At 58.7% G+C, this 16,487-nt stretch carries 16 protein-coding genes; 4 read left to right on the top strand and 12 right to left on the bottom strand.

Annotation, left to right across the window (positions count from 1 at the left end):
- Window positions 1–477: 477 nt before the first annotated feature.
- The 6 genes from msrQ to BT119_RS24685 form a co-directional block, all read right to left on the bottom strand.
- Window positions 478–1,110: a protein-methionine-sulfoxide reductase heme-binding subunit MsrQ gene (gene msrQ / locus BT119_RS24710; RefSeq protein ID WP_003430664.1), complete on the bottom strand. Its 633-nt coding sequence runs from the start codon at window positions 1,108–1,110 to the stop codon at window positions 478–480.
- The gene (gene msrP, locus BT119_RS24705; RefSeq protein ID WP_003430665.1) at window positions 1,110–2,123 is read right to left on the bottom strand and encodes a protein-methionine-sulfoxide reductase catalytic subunit MsrP; all 1,014 of its coding nucleotides are present in this window, start codon (window positions 2,121–2,123) and stop codon (window positions 1,110–1,112) included. Before msrP ends, msrQ begins: the two co-directional genes overlap by 1 nt.
- Window positions 2,124–2,192: 69 nt before the next feature.
- Complete coding sequence (pssA, locus tag BT119_RS24700; protein ID WP_003371380.1) at window positions 2,193–3,038, bottom strand: CDP-diacylglycerol--serine O-phosphatidyltransferase; 846 nt, start codon at window positions 3,036–3,038, stop codon at window positions 2,193–2,195.
- A 170-nt stretch (window positions 3,039–3,208) separates the two neighbouring features.
- On the bottom strand, window positions 3,209–4,225 hold the full coding sequence (gene ilvC, locus BT119_RS24695; protein WP_002552076.1) for a ketol-acid reductoisomerase: 1,017 nt from the start codon (window positions 4,223–4,225) through the stop codon (window positions 3,209–3,211).
- Window positions 4,226–4,272: 47 nt separating this feature from the next.
- Window positions 4,273–4,764 carry an acetolactate synthase small subunit gene (gene ilvN / locus BT119_RS24690; RefSeq protein WP_002552075.1) on the bottom strand — a complete coding sequence of 164 codons (492 nt, stop codon included), beginning with the start codon at window positions 4,762–4,764 and terminating at the stop codon, window positions 4,273–4,275.
- Between the two features lie 2 nt (window positions 4,765–4,766).
- A complete protein-coding gene (locus BT119_RS24685) occupies window positions 4,767–6,491 on the bottom strand; it encodes an acetolactate synthase 3 large subunit (protein WP_003430666.1) in 1,725 nt (574 codons plus the stop codon).
- 397 nt (window positions 6,492–6,888) lie between these two features.
- Between BT119_RS24685 and BT119_RS24680 the strand changes: the two genes are divergently transcribed.
- Window positions 6,889–7,305, top strand: coding sequence for a DUF4124 domain-containing protein (locus tag BT119_RS24680; RefSeq protein ID WP_003371370.1), 417 nt, complete (start codon window positions 6,889–6,891; stop codon window positions 7,303–7,305).
- An 11-nt stretch (window positions 7,306–7,316) separates the two neighbouring features.
- On the opposite strand, the gene BT119_RS24675 is transcribed toward BT119_RS24680, so the two are convergent.
- The 3 genes from BT119_RS24675 to mrcB are packed head-to-tail and all read right to left on the bottom strand — an operon-like array spanning window position 7,317 to window position 10,728.
- Window positions 7,317–7,646 carry a YqcC family protein gene (locus BT119_RS24675; protein WP_003371368.1) on the bottom strand — a complete coding sequence of 110 codons (330 nt, stop codon included), beginning with the start codon at window positions 7,644–7,646 and terminating at the stop codon, window positions 7,317–7,319.
- Complete coding sequence (locus BT119_RS24670) at window positions 7,646–8,389, bottom strand: tetratricopeptide repeat protein (protein WP_044310159.1); 744 nt, start codon at window positions 8,387–8,389, stop codon at window positions 7,646–7,648. Before BT119_RS24670 ends, BT119_RS24675 begins: the two co-directional genes overlap by 1 nt.
- A 17-nt stretch (window positions 8,390–8,406) precedes the next feature.
- Window positions 8,407–10,728 carry a penicillin-binding protein 1B gene (mrcB, locus tag BT119_RS24665; RefSeq protein ID WP_003371363.1) on the bottom strand — a complete coding sequence of 774 codons (2,322 nt, stop codon included), beginning with the start codon at window positions 10,726–10,728 and terminating at the stop codon, window positions 8,407–8,409.
- A gap of 130 nt (window positions 10,729–10,858) precedes the next feature.
- Between mrcB and BT119_RS24660 the strand changes: the two genes are divergently transcribed.
- Window positions 10,859–12,397 (top strand): bifunctional aminoglycoside phosphotransferase/ATP-binding protein, encoded by a 1,539-nt coding sequence (locus tag BT119_RS24660; protein WP_072367074.1) that lies wholly within the window; start codon window positions 10,859–10,861, stop codon window positions 12,395–12,397.
- Between the two features lie 100 nt (window positions 12,398–12,497).
- Window positions 12,498–12,842, top strand: a complete 345-nt coding sequence (locus tag BT119_RS24655) for a pentapeptide repeat-containing protein (RefSeq protein WP_003371360.1) — start codon at window positions 12,498–12,500, stop codon at window positions 12,840–12,842.
- Window positions 12,843–13,208: 366 nt separating this feature from the next.
- Here the strand turns inward: BT119_RS24655 and deoC are convergent, their stop codons facing one another.
- Complete coding sequence (gene deoC / locus BT119_RS24650) at window positions 13,209–13,994, bottom strand: deoxyribose-phosphate aldolase (RefSeq protein ID WP_072367073.1); 786 nt, start codon at window positions 13,992–13,994, stop codon at window positions 13,209–13,211.
- 226 nt (window positions 13,995–14,220) lie between these two features.
- Here deoC and BT119_RS24645 point away from each other — a divergent pair, with 226 nt between their 5' ends.
- Window positions 14,221–14,550, top strand: coding sequence for a Rieske (2Fe-2S) protein (locus tag BT119_RS24645; protein ID WP_175550608.1), 330 nt, complete (start codon window positions 14,221–14,223; stop codon window positions 14,548–14,550).
- A gap of 30 nt (window positions 14,551–14,580) precedes the next feature.
- Here BT119_RS24645 and sfsA read toward each other — a convergent pair whose 3' ends face one another.
- Window positions 14,581–15,294, bottom strand: a complete 714-nt coding sequence (gene sfsA, locus BT119_RS24640) for a DNA/RNA nuclease SfsA (protein WP_072367071.1) — start codon at window positions 15,292–15,294, stop codon at window positions 14,581–14,583.
- Window positions 15,294–16,466, bottom strand: coding sequence for a pyridoxal phosphate-dependent aminotransferase (locus tag BT119_RS24635; protein WP_044310154.1), 1,173 nt, complete (start codon window positions 16,464–16,466; stop codon window positions 15,294–15,296). The genes sfsA and BT119_RS24635 overlap by 1 nt, the downstream gene beginning before the upstream one ends.
- Between the last annotated feature and the right edge of the window lie 21 nt (window positions 16,467–16,487).

Raw genomic sequence — 16,487 nt, 5'->3', positions numbered from 1 at the left:
AAAACCCTAAACTTGGCTCAGCAATCGTTGGTTACATCTTTGATTTCTCGCGGAGTAACTTGGGTTGCTGATAATCTGTTGACTTCAGTCTGACACCACAAGCACCCACACGAATTGCTTGATTCAGTTGTTAAAGAGCGATGGGTTAAGATCTTTCGTCTCAACCGAGGCGCGCATTCTACAGCGTCCTCTGTATCTGTCAAGCGGTTATTTCAAGAAGTTTTCAAAGTTTTCTTTGCAACTTCAACCACTTGCGCTGCGATCAACTCTGGAGTTGCTCATCAGCGGGAGGCGAATTCTACAGCGTTACAACCGCGTGTCAAACTCTTTTTTCTCACCGCTGTCGATCAATTCAGACCCGACCTCCTTCCTCGCTGACTCTTCACTCCAAAACCTTGCAACCTATTGATCTACAAAGCTTTTTCGTTTCCGTCTGCACCGGAAGTGGGGCGAATTATAGACACCTCACAGAGGGCGTCAACCGTTATTTTGAACTTTTACCGATCTGGCCTTCGCAGCGCCGCCCAGACGCGGGATTCGCCGAGCAAACACGGGAATCCGCAGCAACAACAGGAATGCACCTATCCCCGCATACAGCGCCCACTCTTTAAGGTCGGCCCGGACAATCCAGAACATATGCAGCAAACCCAGTCCCAGAATCACGTAGATGATCCGGTGCAGCTTTTTCCAGCGCGCCCCAAGACGACGCTGACTATAGCGGTTGGATGTCACCGCCAGCGCAAGCAGCCCAAGGAACGCCAGCGCACCGACGATGATATAAGGACGCTTGACCAGTTCGACACCCAACTGCCCCCAATCCAGCCCCAGAATGAACAGCGCGTACATTGTCAGGTGCAGCAGCGCATACGCAAAACACCATAGGCCCAGCTGGCGACGCACCACGATCCACCCCGACCAACCGGTCAGACGCTGCAACGGCGTCATGGCGAGTGTGATCAGCAGCATGACCAACGTCGCCACTCCGAAGTTCTCCACAAGGACCTTGCCGGGATCAGGCCCGAGCGCAAAGATCCATGCCTGGTACAACCACCACACAGGGGCAATGCAAGCGGCAAGAAATACAGCCAGACGCAAAAACGGATATCGCATCAATAGTCCTTCCGCAAATCCATGCCGGCATACAAGGAACCCACCTCTTCCTCATAGCCATTGAACATCTTCGTATCGCGCAGATTCGGACTGAACAGGCCGCTCGGCAAGCGACGCTCACGGGCTTGTGTCCAGCGCGGATGATCGACAGTCGGGTTGACGTTGGCATAGAAGCCATACTCGTTTGCCGCAATGCTTTGCCAGGTGGTCTTCGGCTGCTCACTGACCAGGCTGATACGCACGATGGACTTCACGCTCTTGAAACCATATTTCCATGGCACCACCAGACGTAACGGTGCGCCATTCTGGTTAGGCAGCTCCCTCCCATACATGCCCACCGCCAGAATCGCCAGAGGGTTCATCGCCTCGTCCAGACGCAGCCCTTCTACATAAGGCCAGTCGATCAGGGCAAAGTCCGAGCGCTGGCCCGGCATGGACTTGGCGTCTTCCAGCGTTTCAAAACGAATGTATTTGGCTTTGGAAGTCGGCTCTACCTGCTTGAGTAACGCAGAGATCGGAAAACCAATCCACGGAATGACCATCGACCAGGCTTCGACGCAGCGCAACCGGTAGATCCGCTCTTCCAACTGATAAGGCTTCATGAAGTCTTCGAGTGCATAACGACCAGGCTTGCCGACTTCACCATCGATCACGACACTCCAGGGCTCGGTCTGCAGAGAGCCCGCATTCTTGGCAGGATCGCCCTTGTCAGTACCGAACTCATAGAAGTTGTTGTAATGGGTCGCGTCCTTGAACGGCGTGATCGCCTCGTCCTTGACGTTGACCGCCTGCCACTTCGTGGAGGGCAGTTTGTCCGCGAACCAGCCCGGCGCTTTACCAGGCTCTACATCGGCATACCGCGACGCATCGGCGGCACCTGCCCAGCGCGGCATTGCTGTGACGGCGAGCCCCGCAAGCGAGCTGGCGAGCAATGTGCGTCGCGAGAGATAAATGGATTCAGGCGTGACGTCCGACTCTTTGGAGTCGGACGCAGAAGGAAGCTTGATTAGCATGATGACTCCGCAGGCCAGGGAACTGATGCACCTATAGACTACGGAGTATGGTGGAAATTAGATCTTTGACTAGGCCTTGCGGCGACGTAGCAGATACTGAATGGGGCCAGAAAGAGCGTACGCGAGGAATATCAGCAGCAAAATGCGCGGCGGGTCGCTGAATACGACAGCAAACACCAGGACCACCGCCAGAATCGCAACAAAAGGCACCCGCCCCTTCAAGTCCAGCTCCTTAAAGCTGTTGTACTTGATGTTACTGACCATCAGCATACCGGCGGCGGCGACCAGCAACGCGACGAGAAACGACAGCTTGGAGCCCTGAATCCCGAAATCGCTGAATGCCCAGACCGTGCCGGCCACCACACCTGCCGCTGCCGGACTGGCCAGGCCGATGAAGTAGCGCTTGTCAGCCTTGCCGACCTGAGTATTGAAGCGCGCCAGACGCAATGCAGCACCGGCTACATAGATGAAGGCAACCATCCAGCCGACCTTGCCCATGTCGCCCAATGCCCAGCCGAATGCCAGCAACGCCGGTGCCACACCGAAGGCAACCATGTCGGACAGCGAGTCGTACTCGGCGCCAAACGCACTTTGCGTGTTGGTCATGCGCGCAACACGACCATCCAGCCCGTCGAGCACCATGGCCACGAAGATCGCAATCGCAGCGAAGGCGAAATACTTGCTTGCCCCGGCAAAATCACCGGCGCTCATGGCGCTTTGCGCACTCATGGAGCTGATGATGGAGTAGAAACCCGCGAACAGATTCGCCGTGGTAAACAGGTTGGGAAGCAGATAGATACCCCGATGCCGGACCTGTCGGCCGTCGGCGTCATGGCCATCTTCCACGTGTTCATCGATAGGTAGCAGACTTTCAGCGTCAGAGGCCTTGATGGGCTCTTCAGGACGTTCGCTCATGGAGATTACCTTGCAGCGGTATGAAAAGGTTCGACACAGGTCTGCGGCGAGGGTTCGCCTGCAAACGATGCAGCTTTATACCAGAGCCTGACCCATAACGAAAAAGCGCGACCGATGGGTCGCGCTTTTTCCTGTGAACCAGCTGTAGTCCGGCGGTGAGCCGGAAAAGCTTAGTTCTTGTCTTTGTCGACGATTTTGTTCGCCGCGATCCAAGGCATCATCGAGCGCAGTTTTTCACCGATGATTTCGATGCCGTGCGCAGCGTTGTTACGACGCTTGGCAGTCATCGACGGGTAGCCGGTGGCGCCTTCGCTGATGAACATCTTCGCGTATTCACCGTCCTGGATACGCTTCAGAGCGTTGCGCATGGCCTGACGGGATTCGGCGTTGATGACTTCAGGGCCGGTGACGTATTCGCCATATTCGGCGTTGTTGGAGATCGAGTAGTTCATGTTGGCGATACCGCCTTCGTACATGAGGTCAACGATCAGCTTCAGTTCGTGCAGGCACTCGAAGTAAGCCATTTCCGGCGCGTAGCCAGCTTCAACCAGCGTTTCGAAACCAGCCTTGACCAGCTCGACAGTACCGCCGCACAGAACAGCCTGCTCGCCGAACAGATCGGTTTCAGTCTCGTCCTTGAAAGTGGTTTCGATAATGCCGGTACGGCCGCCGCCAACGCCCGAAGCGTAGGACAGGGCAACGTTCTTGGCGTTGCCGGAAGCATCCTGATAAACCGCGATCAGGTCAGGGATACCGCCGCCCTTGACGAACTCGGTACGCACGGTGTGGCCGGGAGCCTTCGGCGCGATCATGATCACGTCGAGGTCAGCGCGCGGCACGACCTGGTTGTAGTGAATCGCGAAGCCGTGGGAGAACGCCAGTGTTGCGCCCTTTTTCAGGTTCGGCTCGACTTCGTTCTTGTACAGCTGGGACTGAAACTCGTCCGGGGTCAGGATCATGACCAGGTCGGCAGCGGCAACGGCAGAAGCGACGTCGGTCACTTTCAGGCCATGCGCCTCGGCCTTGGCGACAGTGGCCGAACCTTTACGCAGGCCGACAGTGACATCAACGCCGGAGTCTTTCAGGTTGCACGCCTGGGCGTGACCTTGCGAACCGTAACCGATGATGGCGACTTTCTTGCCCTGGATGATCGAAAGGTCACAGTCTTTGTCGTAGAAAACTTTCATGGAAATCCCCTGTTATCTTGGCCACACAGGCCATTTGCTTAATTGATTTAGATGCTCAGCACTTTGTCGCCACGGGCAATACCCGTTACGCCACTGCGTACTGTTTCCAGGATAGCGGCGGTGCCGATGGCCTGAATGAAGCTGTCCAGTTTGTCGCTCGTGCCGCTCAGCTGCACGGTGTAAACGCTGGCGGTCACGTCGACGATCTGCCCGCGGAAGATATCCGTGGTGCGCTTGATCTCGGCACGCTGCGCGCCAGTGGCCTTGACCTTGACCAGCATCAGTTCGCGCTCGATGTGAGCGCTTTCCGACAGGTCGACCAGCTTGACCACTTCGATGAGCTTGTTGAGGTTCTTGGTGATCTGCTCGATCACCTCATCATGACCTACGGTGGTGAGCGTCAGACGCGACAGGGTCGGGTCTTCGGTCGGCGCAACCGTCAGGCTTTCGATGTTGTAATTACGCTGGGAGAACAGACCGACGACGCGCGACAGTGCACCCGGTTCGTTTTCCAGCAGCAGGGAAATGATATGGCGCATGATTATGTCCGCTCCGTCTTGCTCAACCACATATCGCGCATGGAGCCGTCCTTGATTTGCATCGGATAGACGTGCTCGGTCACATCGACCTGAATATCCATGAACACCAGCCGGTCAGTCATGGCAAAGGCTTCTTCCATCTTCGGCTTCAGATCCTTCAGGTCAGTGATACGCATGCCGACGTGGCCATAGGCCTCGACCAGCTTGACGAAATCAGGCAGCGACTCCATGTAGGAGTGCGAGTGACGCGCGCCGTAGCTCATGTCCTGCCACTGGCGGACCATGCCCAGCACACCGTTGTTGAGCAGAATGATCTTCACCGGCAGGCCGTACTGCAGGCAGGTCGACAGTTCCTGGATGTTCATCTGGATGCTGCCTTCACCGGTCACACAGGCAACGTGCGCATCGGGGAAGCTCAGCTTGACGCCCATCGCAGCCGGGAAGCCAAAGCCCATGGTGCCCAGACCGCCGGAGTTGATCCAGCGGTTCGGCTTGTTGAAGCGGTAGTACTGCGCAGCGAACATCTGATGCTGGCCGACGTCCGAGGTGACATAAGCGTCGCCCTTGGTGACTTCGCACAGCGTTTCGATAACGGCCTGCGGCTTGATGACCGTGCCATCGCCACGGTTGTACGGGAACAGATCACCCGTACCGCGCCACTCGTCAATCTGCTTCCACCACGCGGCAACGGATGCCTTGTCGGGTGTCTCGCCGATCTCTTTCAAGGTGGCGACCATTTCGGTCAGCACGCTTTCGACAGGACCGACGATAGGCACGTCGGCCTTGATGGTCTTGGAGATCGAAGCCGGGTCGATATCAATGTGGATAATCTTGGCGTTCGGGCAGAACTTGCTGGCGCCGTTGATCACACGGTCATCGAAACGCGCGCCGACGGCCAGGATCACATCGGTGTGGTGCATCGCGAGGTTGGCGGTGTAGCTGCCATGCATCCCGAGCATGCCGACGAACTGACGATCCGTGCCCGGATAGCAGCCAAGCCCCATCAGGGTATTGGTTACCGGTGCATCGAGCAGTTGCGCCAGTTCGGTCAGTTGCGCCGAAGCATTGCCCATGATCACTCCGCCACCGGCGTAGACGATCGGGCGCTTGGCCGCCAGCAGCATCTCGACAGCCTTGCGGATCTGACCGGAATGGCCACGAACCGCCGGGCTGTAGGAACGCAGCTTGGCTTTTTTCGGAAAGACGTATTCGAATTTTTCGGCCGGGTTGGTCATGTCCTTCGGAATATCGACGACCACCGGGCCTGGACGACCGGACTGTGCCAGGTAGAACGCCTTCTTCAGGACTTCCGGGATTTCCGACGGGTGCTTGATCATGAAGCTGTGCTTCACGATAGGCCGGGAGATACCGATCATGTCGGTCTCCTGGAACGCATCGGTGCCCACCAGCGTACTGGCTACCTGACCGGACAGGACCACCATCGGAATGGAGTCCATGTACGCCGTGGCGATACCGGTAATGGCATTGGTTGCACCAGGACCCGAGGTCACCAGCACCACGCCCGCCTTGCCGGTCGCCCGCGCATAGCCATCGGCCATGTGCGTGGCAGCCTGCTCGTGGCGAACAAGGATGTGGCTCACCGCCGGTTCTTTGAACAGGGCATCGTAGACATGCAGGAGGGCACCACCGGGGTACCCATAGATATGCTCAACGCCTTCGTCACGCAAAAAGCGGACGACCATTTCAGCGCCAGATAAAAGCTCCACGTTGTTCACCTCTAAAACGCCAGAATACCGCCCACTCCGGGACGGGTCTTAATAGGTTTACTGCCAGCAGAGCATGAGCGACGGTGGTCGCCGACTACGTCAGCACTGACTGAGCAAGTATTGGGAGGTCCCTGAGTGTTGCGGAACATTCCCACCCAGCGCGAGGTAACGCGTTGCGGGTGTTACAGGTCGGCGCGGGTGTGCGCCTCATGATCTACCGAGAGGGTCTGCTTCTGGCAGTCCTTCTACAGCGAACTTTGGATTGTTGTGATTCCCCCCCTTCAAGTCAAGCGATCCGTGCGCTTTCTTGACACCCGACGAGTGAAATCGCACCGTTTCGGACTGAAATGCACTGTTATGGTAGCTTTCTGCATGCACAGACTTTCAAGGACCCGACATGCACTGGATGATTCTCGCCGCTGCGCTGGCCATCAGCGCAACCAGCCAGGCCGCTTCAATCTATAAGTGGGTGGATGCCCAGGGTGTGACGCACTTCGATGCCCAGCCGCCTACTGGTCAGCAGGTACAGGAAATCAATGTGCAGACACCGCCACCTGCCGCCGCGCCGGGCATGCCAGCGGACGACGGGGCTGCGCAGCAACGCGAGATTGACCAGAAAGTCAAAAGCCAGGTGAAGGCTCAGGAAGCCAAGCGCGCGGAAAGTTGCGAGACCTTGCGCACCAATCTCGCGCAGTTGCAGAACAATCCGCGCGTGCGTGAGCAGGTGGGAGGGGAATCGAGGCGCCTTACGGATGAGAACCGCAAGACGCGTATCGAAGAAACCAACAGGGCTATCAGCGAATACTGCCGATAGAAGCGCGCCGATCAGCGCGCTGCTGTAATCAGCTGGTCGAACCGCGCCAGATGCGCTTGCAGTTGCCGGGTTTCAGTCATGCACCCGGCATAGACCATCTCGGCCATTTCCAGAATGCCGGAAGCGTTGGGCAGTGGCAGGTCGCGTTCAAGGATGACCTTCATCCTCGGCAGGAAAATCCATTGCAGCCACTGGGCGAACTCCAGAGTATCGACGCTGAACGGTTCCTGACTGGCGAGCGCCTGCTCGCTGGGCGGTGTCGTATCCCACCAGCCCAGCAAGCGCAACTCGCGCTCTATCAACAACAGTTGCTCGGCAACCTCAGGCAAACGTCCGTCCATCAGCGAGCCTTTTGACGAGCCAGGGCGGCACCGGCCGCATCACCCTGCTTTTCGCGTGACTGAGCGATCAATCCCCACAGGCTGGCCTGAAGGCTGGTGCGTCCGTTGGCGTAAGTCAGACCACGACGTGCCAGTTGCTCGGCCTGGGCCGCATCGCCCTGAGCCAGACGAACCTGAGCCAGACGATAGAGCACTTGCGGCTCACGCGGTGCAACCCGCTGCGCACGCTCGAGACTGGACGACGCGCCATTGAGATCGCCGCTGCTCTGCTGTTGCTGCGCGGTGGTCAGCAATGCCAGTACAGGACCATCAAGCTGTTCGTCCTCCGACAGACCGCCACCGCTGGACGGGATTCCGGTCGGGGCAGAGGCAGCCGGCATGCTGTAACTGTTATTCGCAGGAGCCTGACTGACCGGGGCCTGATTGACCGGGGCGGCATCGACAGGCGGAGTGTTGACACTGAACGGCGCCTGAGTGGCTGGCGCAGAGAAACTCTGCCCGGCATCAGCACCACCCGCACCCGGCACCATCACTACGACGCCCGAGTCCTGCGGTACGGCTTGCGGCTGCTGTTGCACCGGCGCGGTGTTGGTGCGGTAAGTACCGTTACGCGAAGCTGCCGCACGTTCGCCGTTGGACACCTTGGAGCTCGAATCCACGACCGGAATCGAGCCGCGTTCCACACTGGCGCAGCCGTTCAGCAAGGCCAGTGCCGTTAAAGCTGGAATCCACCATTTATTCACTTCAAAACCTCGATTGCCTAGTTCAACCAACCCTTGACCCAGTCCATCACCTCAGTGGCAGGTGCCGGAGCGCCGCCGCATGTCGCGCCGGGCTGGGGCTCACTGCCGCGAATATACGGCATCTGCACGGCATTCGGGCAGCTTGCATCCGAACCCTGACCGGTCTGTGCATCGACCCACGCCTGAACGACGTTGTCCGGCATCGCCATGTCCAGCGGCAGCGGACCGGCCTTGCGCATGAAACTGGTCCAGACCTGCAGGGCACCGGTAGCACCGGTAAACGGTGTCTTGCCGTTGTCATCGCGGCCCATCCACACCACGGCCAGCAGGTCCTGACTGAACCCGGCAAACCAGCTATCGCGAGAGTCGTTACTGGTGCCGGTCTTGCCTGCCAGATTCAACGAGCTCGGCAACACGTTGTAAACAGATTTGCCCGTACCTTCGCGCATCACCCGCTGCATCGCATTCTGCACCAGGTATATGGCACCCGGATCGAAGCGCTGTTCAATCTGGAACGGATAACGTTTGAGCGGCTCGCCTTCAGCGGTGAGCACACTGCGAATACCGCGCATCGGCGTATTGAACCCACCGCTGGCAATGGTCTGATACATGGTGGCCACTTCCATCGGACTCAAGCCACCCGCACCCAGCAGCATCGACGGATAGGCAGGCCATTCGCGCGTCACACCCAGCTTGGCGAGGGTCTTGAACACGTTTGGAATGCCCAGCTCAAGACCCAGCTTGGCGGTCGAAAGGTTGTACGAATGCGCCAGCCCCTGATACAGAAAGATATTGCCGTGTGACTTGCGATCGTAGTTCTGTGGTTTCCAGATCTGGCCATCGGCGCCTTTGACCTGAAACAGTTCGTCGGCGATCCAGCTGGTCAATGTGTACTGGCTTGGCCGTTCGAGTGCCGTCAGGTAGATAGCCGGCTTGACCAGCGAGCCGATCGGCCGTACCGCGTCGATCGCCCGATTGAAGCCCGAGAACCCGGCCTCACGCCCGCCGATCAACGCCTGTACTTCGCCGGTTTCAGGGTTGGTGACGACCATGGCCGACTCCACCTCGTCAGAGCCCTTGCGCCCGGCGAGCTTCTTGAATGTATCGTCCATGGCAGCCTGGGACTTCATCTGCAGGATCGGATCGAAGCTGGTAAAGATCCGCAACCCTTCTTCGGTCAAGTCTTCGTCACGATAGTCTTCGCGCAGCTGACGCTTGACCAGATCGAGGAACGCCGGAAACGAGCTGTCGGCGAGGGTCCCGGTCTTGGTCACACCCAGTGGCATTTTCTTCGCAGCGGCAACCACTTCCGGAGTAGCGACGCCCTGCTGCTCGAACAGGTCGAGCACCAGATTGCGACGCTCCAGAGCACGCTCCGGATTGCGACGCGGGTTGTAGAAGGAAGGCCCTTTGACCAGACCGACCAGCATCGCCACCTGATGGATTTTCAGTTCGGAGAGCGGCTGGCTGAAGAAATACTGGCTGGCCAGACCGAAACCGTGAACGGCACGCTGGCCGTCCTGCCCGACGAACACTTCGTTGAGATAGGCCTCGAGGATTTCCTGCTTGCTGTAATGGATCTCCAGCAGAACGGCCATCATGGCTTCGGTCAGCTTACGGGTGAGGCTGCGCTCGTTGGTCAGGTAGAAGTTCTTGACCAACTGCTGGGTCAGCGTGCTGCCGCCCTGGCGCATCTGCCCCTGTGAGGTATTGACCCAGATCGCCCGGGCAATGGACTTGGGCGACACGCCGAAGTGGTGATAGAAATCCCGGTCCTCGACCGCTACCAGCCCGTCGAGCAGATAGGGCGGCGCCTGATCCAGCTTGATCAGGATCCGGTCTTCCAGATTCTTCGGGTAAAGACCGCCGATCAGCAAGGGTTCAAGCCGCGCCACCGCAAGCTTGGCTCCATTGCCCGACGACAGGTCGGCTACGTAGTCACCGGAAAAGCGCACGCGAACCTGCTGCGCTGCGTCAGTGCCTTCGTAGAACTGGAAACCACGTGTGTTGAGGTCGACGGTATTGCCGTTCACCGCTGCGGCGCCGGGCCCGTTCGCCACGCTTTCGCGGCGATAGCCCAGGGCGTCCAGCTCGATGAGAAAGTCATCGCGGCTCAGCTTCTGTCCGACGAAAAGTTCCAGCGGCCGTGCATAGACCTTGGCCGGGATGGTCCAGCGCTTGCCGGAGAATTTTTCCTGGACGATGGCATCCAGGTAAATGGCCAGGCCGCCCAGCAGAACCAGGCCGACAATACCAAGCTTCAGCGCCCAGCCCAGCCACTTGTTAAGGCTGCGGGGAGGTTGTTTTTTTGCAGAACGAGAGGTGCGGGATCGAGTCATGGGCGCGGATTATACGCACTTTACCGAGGATCGACAGACGCCCGAGTCAGCGGTTTGCAGCCTCGCGCCAAGCGGCCATAATGGCGGCATCGTGTACTTACATTTTGAACACATTCCTGAAGGATCGACCGTGAGCCAGTCTTTGATTGCTGCCCTGCAGAACCCTGCCCTCTTCCCCCATCCGGTGGAGAGTTTCCAGGTCATTGAAACGCACATTTCCTGGGTGCTGCTGACGGGTCCATACGCCTACAAATTCAAAAAACCGATGAACTTCGGCTTTCTGGACTTCACCACGCTGGCCCTGCGCAAGCATTTCTGTGAGGAAGAGTTGCGCCTGAATCAGCGCCTGACCGACGACCTCTACATCGAAGTCCTGCCGATCACCGGCACAGCGGACGCGCCGCAACTGGGCGGCGACGGCGAAGCCATCGAATACGCGCTGAAGATGAAGCAGTTCTCGCAGGACGGCCTGCTGAGCACACTGCAGGCCAACGGTGAAGTGACGACTGCGCACATCGACGAACTGGCGCGCCAGATTGCCGGTTTTCACCTGACCTCGCCGCAGGTCGGGGCTGAAAGCGAACTCGGCTCGCCTGACAGCGTGATGGCCCCGGTGGTACAGAATTTCGAGCAGATTCGCCCGCTGATCAGCGAAAAATCCGACCTGGCACAGCTTGATGCCCTGCAGGCGTGGGCAGAGTCGAGCTTTGCGCGACTCAAGCCACTGCTGTCTCACCGCAAGGCCGACGGGTTCATCCGCGAATGCCATGGCGACATTCATCTGGGCAACGCGACGGTGATTGATGGCAAGGTCGTGCTGTTCGACTGCATCGAGTTCAACGAGCCGTTCCGCAAGACCGATGTCTACGCCGACATCGGCTTTCTGGCAATGGACCTTGAAGACCGTGGCCTGAAGTCGCTGTCGCGGCGTTTGATCAGTCAGTACCTGGAAGTCACCGGCGACTATGCAGGCCTGGAGCTGTTGAATTTCTACAAGGCCTACCGCGCAATGGTTCGTGCCAAGGTGGCGTTGTTCAGCCAGCCGGCCAATGCCGACGGCTTGCAGCGCGCAGCGACGCTTCGTCAATACCGCAACTATGCCAATCTGGCAGAGAGCTACAGCGCCATCCCTTCACCGTTTCTGACGATTACCCACGGTGTCTCTGCCGTCGGCAAAAGCCACGTTGCGATGCGTCTGGTGGAATCGCTGGGCGCCATCCGCCTGCGCTCGGACGTAGAGCGCAAGCGCCTGTTTGCCGGCCAGAATCAGGATCTGTACGACGCGCAAGCCAGCGGCGCAACCTATGCGCGCCTGCATGAGCTTGCTACCGCAACCCTGCGCGCGGGCTTCTCGGTGGTGATCGATGCCACCTACCTGAAGCGCGAGCAGCGCGATGCGGCGGCAAAGATTGCGGAAAACACCGGTGTGCCGTTCCTGATTCTGGATTGCGAAGCGCCACAGGCTGTGATCGCTGGCTGGCTTGCGCAGCGTCAGGCGCAGGACAACGACCCGTCTGACGCGACGCTGGAAGTCATCGAGGCTCAGCAGGCCAGTCGCGAGCCGCTCGGCGCCGACGAGATCCTGCGCAGCAAGAAGGTTGCAACCAACGTCAGCAGCGACCTGGACAGCCTTATCGACAACCTGCGCCAGCGCCTGCCGGGCCTGTAAAAAGACACATGGCCGTTGAGCGGTTAACGCTTCACGGCCTCAAGATGATGGCGATATAATGGCGCCATAATTCCAACGCAATGACATGTGCGAGGCCATCATGAGCCACCCCAAACAGATCGACTCACCGCTTTATATGCTGCTGCGCAAAGATGATGTCGAAGGTTTCAATCAAGAGAAACCACGAACCGGCACCATTGATATGGTCGGGGGCGACTTCAGGGGGCTGGACCTTCGCGCGCTGGACACCGCCAATATCGACTTCACCGACGCTTATTTTCGCTCTGCCGACCTTCGTGGCCTGGACCTGCGAAATACACCGATGGAAGGTGCGAGCATCGCTCACGCTCAGATTTCAGGGGTGTTCTTCCCGGCCGAGCTCTCGGCTGACGAGATTCTGATGTCGGTGAATTTCGGCACGCGCCTGCGCTACCGTACCCACTGATACCGCAAAAACGTTGCAGCCTGCATGCGCGATGCACGGCAGGCTGGCGATGTATTGTCCTGCTTTCACCCCTTCTTCTCTCGCATGAGCAGCCCCGTCGCCACTGACGCTACGCTGTGCACCGCACTTTTTAATCCTTGAATACCCTGCCTGGATCATAAGCAGGCACCGGCACCCGTACGACCAAAAGAAATGTTGACTTACAAATGAGAATCGTTATGATTATCACATCCGGTCGCGAGACTGGACGGTAGCCTGAAAGACCTTGGTTCGGACTTTCAGATTATCTCCTCATCAGGCTAATCACGGTTTTTGACCCGGCTCTTTGCCGGGTCTTTTTTTGTCCGGCGCAAAACCAACGAACACTCAAAAACCATCGCCGCTGCCATGCGACTCAAGCAGGCCCAGTCTTGCCAGCAAGTCGTCCAGCAAGCTCGATCCTCCCAGCCGTAAACGCCCGGCGTTGATCCATTGCAGACCAAACCGGGCGCGGACCAGTGCCATGTAAACACGTGCCTCGTCGAACGTACGGATCCCGCCTGCAACCTTCAGCCCCACCTGCCCGCCTACGTCCGCAATCGACTCCAGCATGACCCGTGCAGCCTGCGGCGTGACATGCGTGGCGGCCTTGCCGGTGCTGGTCTTGATAAAGTCGGCGCCTGAGACGATTGCATCGCGGCACGCATTGAGGATCATTTGCGAGTCGCGCAAGTCACCGGTTTCAAGGGTCGCTGTAAGCCTGACCTTCCCGGCACACAAGGCCGAACACGCCGAGATCATCGCCAGGCCGGGTTGCCGGTCTCCGCCGAGCAGCGCGCGAAAGGGGTAGACGACGTCGATCTCGTCCGCGCCCGCCATCAGCGCAGCGCGTACCTGCGCGATGACCGACTGAACATTGCAGCTGCCGTGAGGAAAATTGACCACGGCGATGACCTTGATGTGACGAGCCTGCATGCGATCCAGCGTGGTGCGCGCCAGGCACACGAAACGTTGCTGGACGCTGACCGCTGCGACCGTTCCCACAGGCGTGCATGCACGCCGACAGATGCCGACTATGCGCTGCTCCGTGTCATCTGTATTGAGGGCGAACAGCTCAAGCAGCCCGATGACCTGACGCGCCAGTCGCTCATCATCTGCTGTCATCTCTTTCATAGTGTTTCCGCTCTGCAAAACATGAGCCGACGATATACGGCTGCAAGGCTTGCGGGCGCGGGCGGTGCGCTTAGAGACGAAAGCTACAAAAAGACAGGAAAGGACCGACGCAGCCTGTAATGACCTCAACGTAACGCAGCGCATCGATCCGAAGAAAATGCCAGACTTGTCCGATCAGGTATCAACCCAAAAACTGGCCCCCGAAGAACCGGCCTATGGAGGCTTCTTGATATTCCTCTGCACTTCAAGCCACCTGCCCGAAGCTCACAGCAAAGGCTTCGAGCTGGGCGAACATGCGTTGTTTGCCGTGCGCCGTCAGGGCGAGGTCTTCGTCTACAAAAACCGCTGCCCGCATCGCGGCGTTCCCCTGGAATGGCAACCTGATCAATTTCTGGACAGCAGCGCAAGCCTGATCCAGTGCGCTACGCATGGAGCATTGTTTCTGATCGACAACGGCGAATGCGTGGCCGGGCCTTGTGAAGGCCAGTCCCTGACCATCATCAAAAGCCGTGAAGACGCCGAGGGCATCTGGGTGTCGCTGCAGTTGGATGCATGAAGGGGACTGAACCGTCTGTACCCGGATGCCTCAATCCAGCCCGTGTACCTGCAGACGCCGGTCAATAAAGATCTCTTCAGACGTCAGTTGCGCACCGTAGGCAAGAATTTGCACACCGGCATCAACGGCTTCACGCAACGCCGCTGCGTAGGCAGGATCGATCTCCTGCGCAGGCCGCACAGCGTCCACACCGGTGAGATTGACGCAATACAACAGCACGGCGCGCACGCCTTCGCGCGCCAGCGTCGCCAGTTCGCGCAGGTGCCGCGCGCCACGCTGGGTCACCGCATCGGGGAATGCCGCCACGCTGGAACCATCGAACCCCAAAGTGACACTTTTCACTTCCAGGTACAGGTAGCCATCCGGGTACTCCAGACGAAAGTCCACACGGCTTTTTTCCTGGCCGTAGGCCACCTCGCGCTTGAGCGCCGTGAAACCCGTCAGTTCGCTGATGACCCCGGCGCGCAAGGCCTCTTCAACCAGCGTATTGGCCCGTCCGGTATTGATACAGGCCAGGCGACCCTGCGGGGTTTCGCTGATTTCCCAAGTGCCCGGCAGTTTGCGCTTGGGGTCATTCGAGCGACTGAACCACACGCGCCCGCCGGGCATCATGCAGTTGAGCATCGACCCGGTGTTAGGGCAGTGAATGGTCAGCAACTCACCGCTATCGGTTTCGATATCAGCCAGAAAGCGCTTGTAACGCACCAGCAGACGACCCTGTTCAAGCTGCGGAGAAAAACGCATCAGACGCCCCAGCTACGCAAACCGCGAGCAATTCGCTCGACCGCCTGTTCAAGGCGCGGCAGGCTTTGCGTATAGGCAAAGCGCACGTGGTGCCCGGCCTGAAAACGACCAAAGTCCAGGCCGGGCGTAAAGGCAACATGCTCGGTTTCCAGAAAGTGCCGGCAAAAGGCAAAGGCATCACCACCAAACGCGGAGATATCCGCATACAAATAGAAGGCCCCTTCCGGCTCGACTGCGATACCGAAACCCAACTCGCGCAGCGCTGGCAGCAGAAAGTCCCGGCGGCGGCCGAACTCGGCGCGCCGTTGCTCGAGTATGGTCAGTGTCTGCGGCTCAAAACAGGCAAGCGCCGCATGTTGCGCCATGCTCGGCGCGCTGATGTAGAGGTTCTGGGCCAGTTTTTCCAGATCGGCCACCGCATCCTGTGGTGCGACCAGCCACCCCAAACGCCACCCGGTCATGCCGAAATACTTTGAAAAACTATTGAGGACGAAAGCGTCGTTATCCACTTCCAGCACGCTACTGGCATCCACACCGTAGGTCAGGCCGTGATAGATCTCGTCCACCACCAAATGGCCATTGCGGGCTTTCAGTGCCTGAGACAAGGCTGCCAGTTCGTCACGACTCAATAGAGTGCCGGTCGGATTGGCCGGCGATGCCACCAGAGCGCCGACACTGTTCGGGTTCCAGTGCGTGGCCACCAGCTCGGGAGTCAGCTGATAGCGCTCTTGCGGACCGACCGGCACCAACTGCGCCTCACCTTCTATCAGACGTAAAAAGTGTCGATTGCACGGGTAGCCAGGGTCGGCCAGCAACCAGTGTTTGCCCGGATCGACCAACAGACTGCTGGTCAGCAACAAGGCGCCTGAACCGCCCGGCGTGACCAGAATCCGCTGAGGATCGATGTCGACGCCGTAACGCTGAGCATAAAACCCGGAAATGGCCTCACGCAGTTGCGGCAGACCGCGCGCGGCGGTGTAGCGCGTCTTGCCGTCTGCCAGCGCCGCCTGGCCAGCCTTTATGATGGGCTGCGCAGTCGTGAAATCTGGCTCGCCGATTTCAAGGTGAATAACGTCATGACCCGCCGCCTGCAATTCATTGGCACGCGCCAGCAATGCCATGACATGAAAAGGTTCTATGGCGCGACTGCGCGCACTGTAAGGCTGGCTCATGGATATTCCTTTATAGGGCGG

The organism is Pseudomonas sp. NFACC10-1 (genome assembly GCF_900119195.1).
In the GTDB taxonomy this organism is placed as follows: Bacteria; Pseudomonadota; Gammaproteobacteria; order Pseudomonadales; family Pseudomonadaceae; genus Aquipseudomonas; species Aquipseudomonas cerasi.
The sequence above is the reverse complement of the archived record's forward strand: the minus strand, read 5'-3'. Positions and strand labels throughout refer to the sequence as shown.

Bases quoted from the DNA above. Each gene is read 5' to 3' on its own strand.
- msrQ (WP_003430664.1), bottom strand. From the start codon at position 1,110: ATGCGATATCCGTTTTTGCGTCTGGCTGTATTTCTTGCCGCTTGCATT.
- msrP (WP_003430665.1), bottom strand. From the start codon at position 2,123: ATGCTAATCAAGCTTCCTTCTGCGTCCGACTCCAAAGAGTCGGACGTC.
- pssA (WP_003371380.1), bottom strand. From the start codon at position 3,038: ATGAGCGAACGTCCTGAAGAGCCCATCAAGGCCTCTGACGCTGAAAGT.
- ilvC (WP_002552076.1), bottom strand. From the start codon at position 4,225: ATGAAAGTTTTCTACGACAAAGACTGTGACCTTTCGATCATCCAGGGC.
- ilvN (WP_002552075.1), bottom strand. From the start codon at position 4,764: ATGCGCCATATCATTTCCCTGCTGCTGGAAAACGAACCGGGTGCACTG.
- BT119_RS24680 (WP_003371370.1), top strand. From the start codon at position 6,889: ATGCACTGGATGATTCTCGCCGCTGCGCTGGCCATCAGCGCAACCAGC.
- BT119_RS24675 (WP_003371368.1), bottom strand. From the start codon at position 7,646: ATGGACGGACGTTTGCCTGAGGTTGCCGAGCAACTGTTGTTGATAGAG.
- mrcB (WP_003371363.1), bottom strand. From the start codon at position 10,728: ATGACTCGATCCCGCACCTCTCGTTCTGCAAAAAAACAACCTCCCCGC.
- BT119_RS24655 (WP_003371360.1), top strand. From the start codon at position 12,498: ATGAGCCACCCCAAACAGATCGACTCACCGCTTTATATGCTGCTGCGC.
- deoC (WP_072367073.1), bottom strand. From the start codon at position 13,994: ATGAAAGAGATGACAGCAGATGATGAGCGACTGGCGCGTCAGGTCATC.
- sfsA (WP_072367071.1), bottom strand. From the start codon at position 15,294: ATGCGTTTTTCTCCGCAGCTTGAACAGGGTCGTCTGCTGGTGCGTTAC.
- BT119_RS24635 (WP_044310154.1), bottom strand. From the start codon at position 16,466: ATGAGCCAGCCTTACAGTGCGCGCAGTCGCGCCATAGAACCTTTTCAT.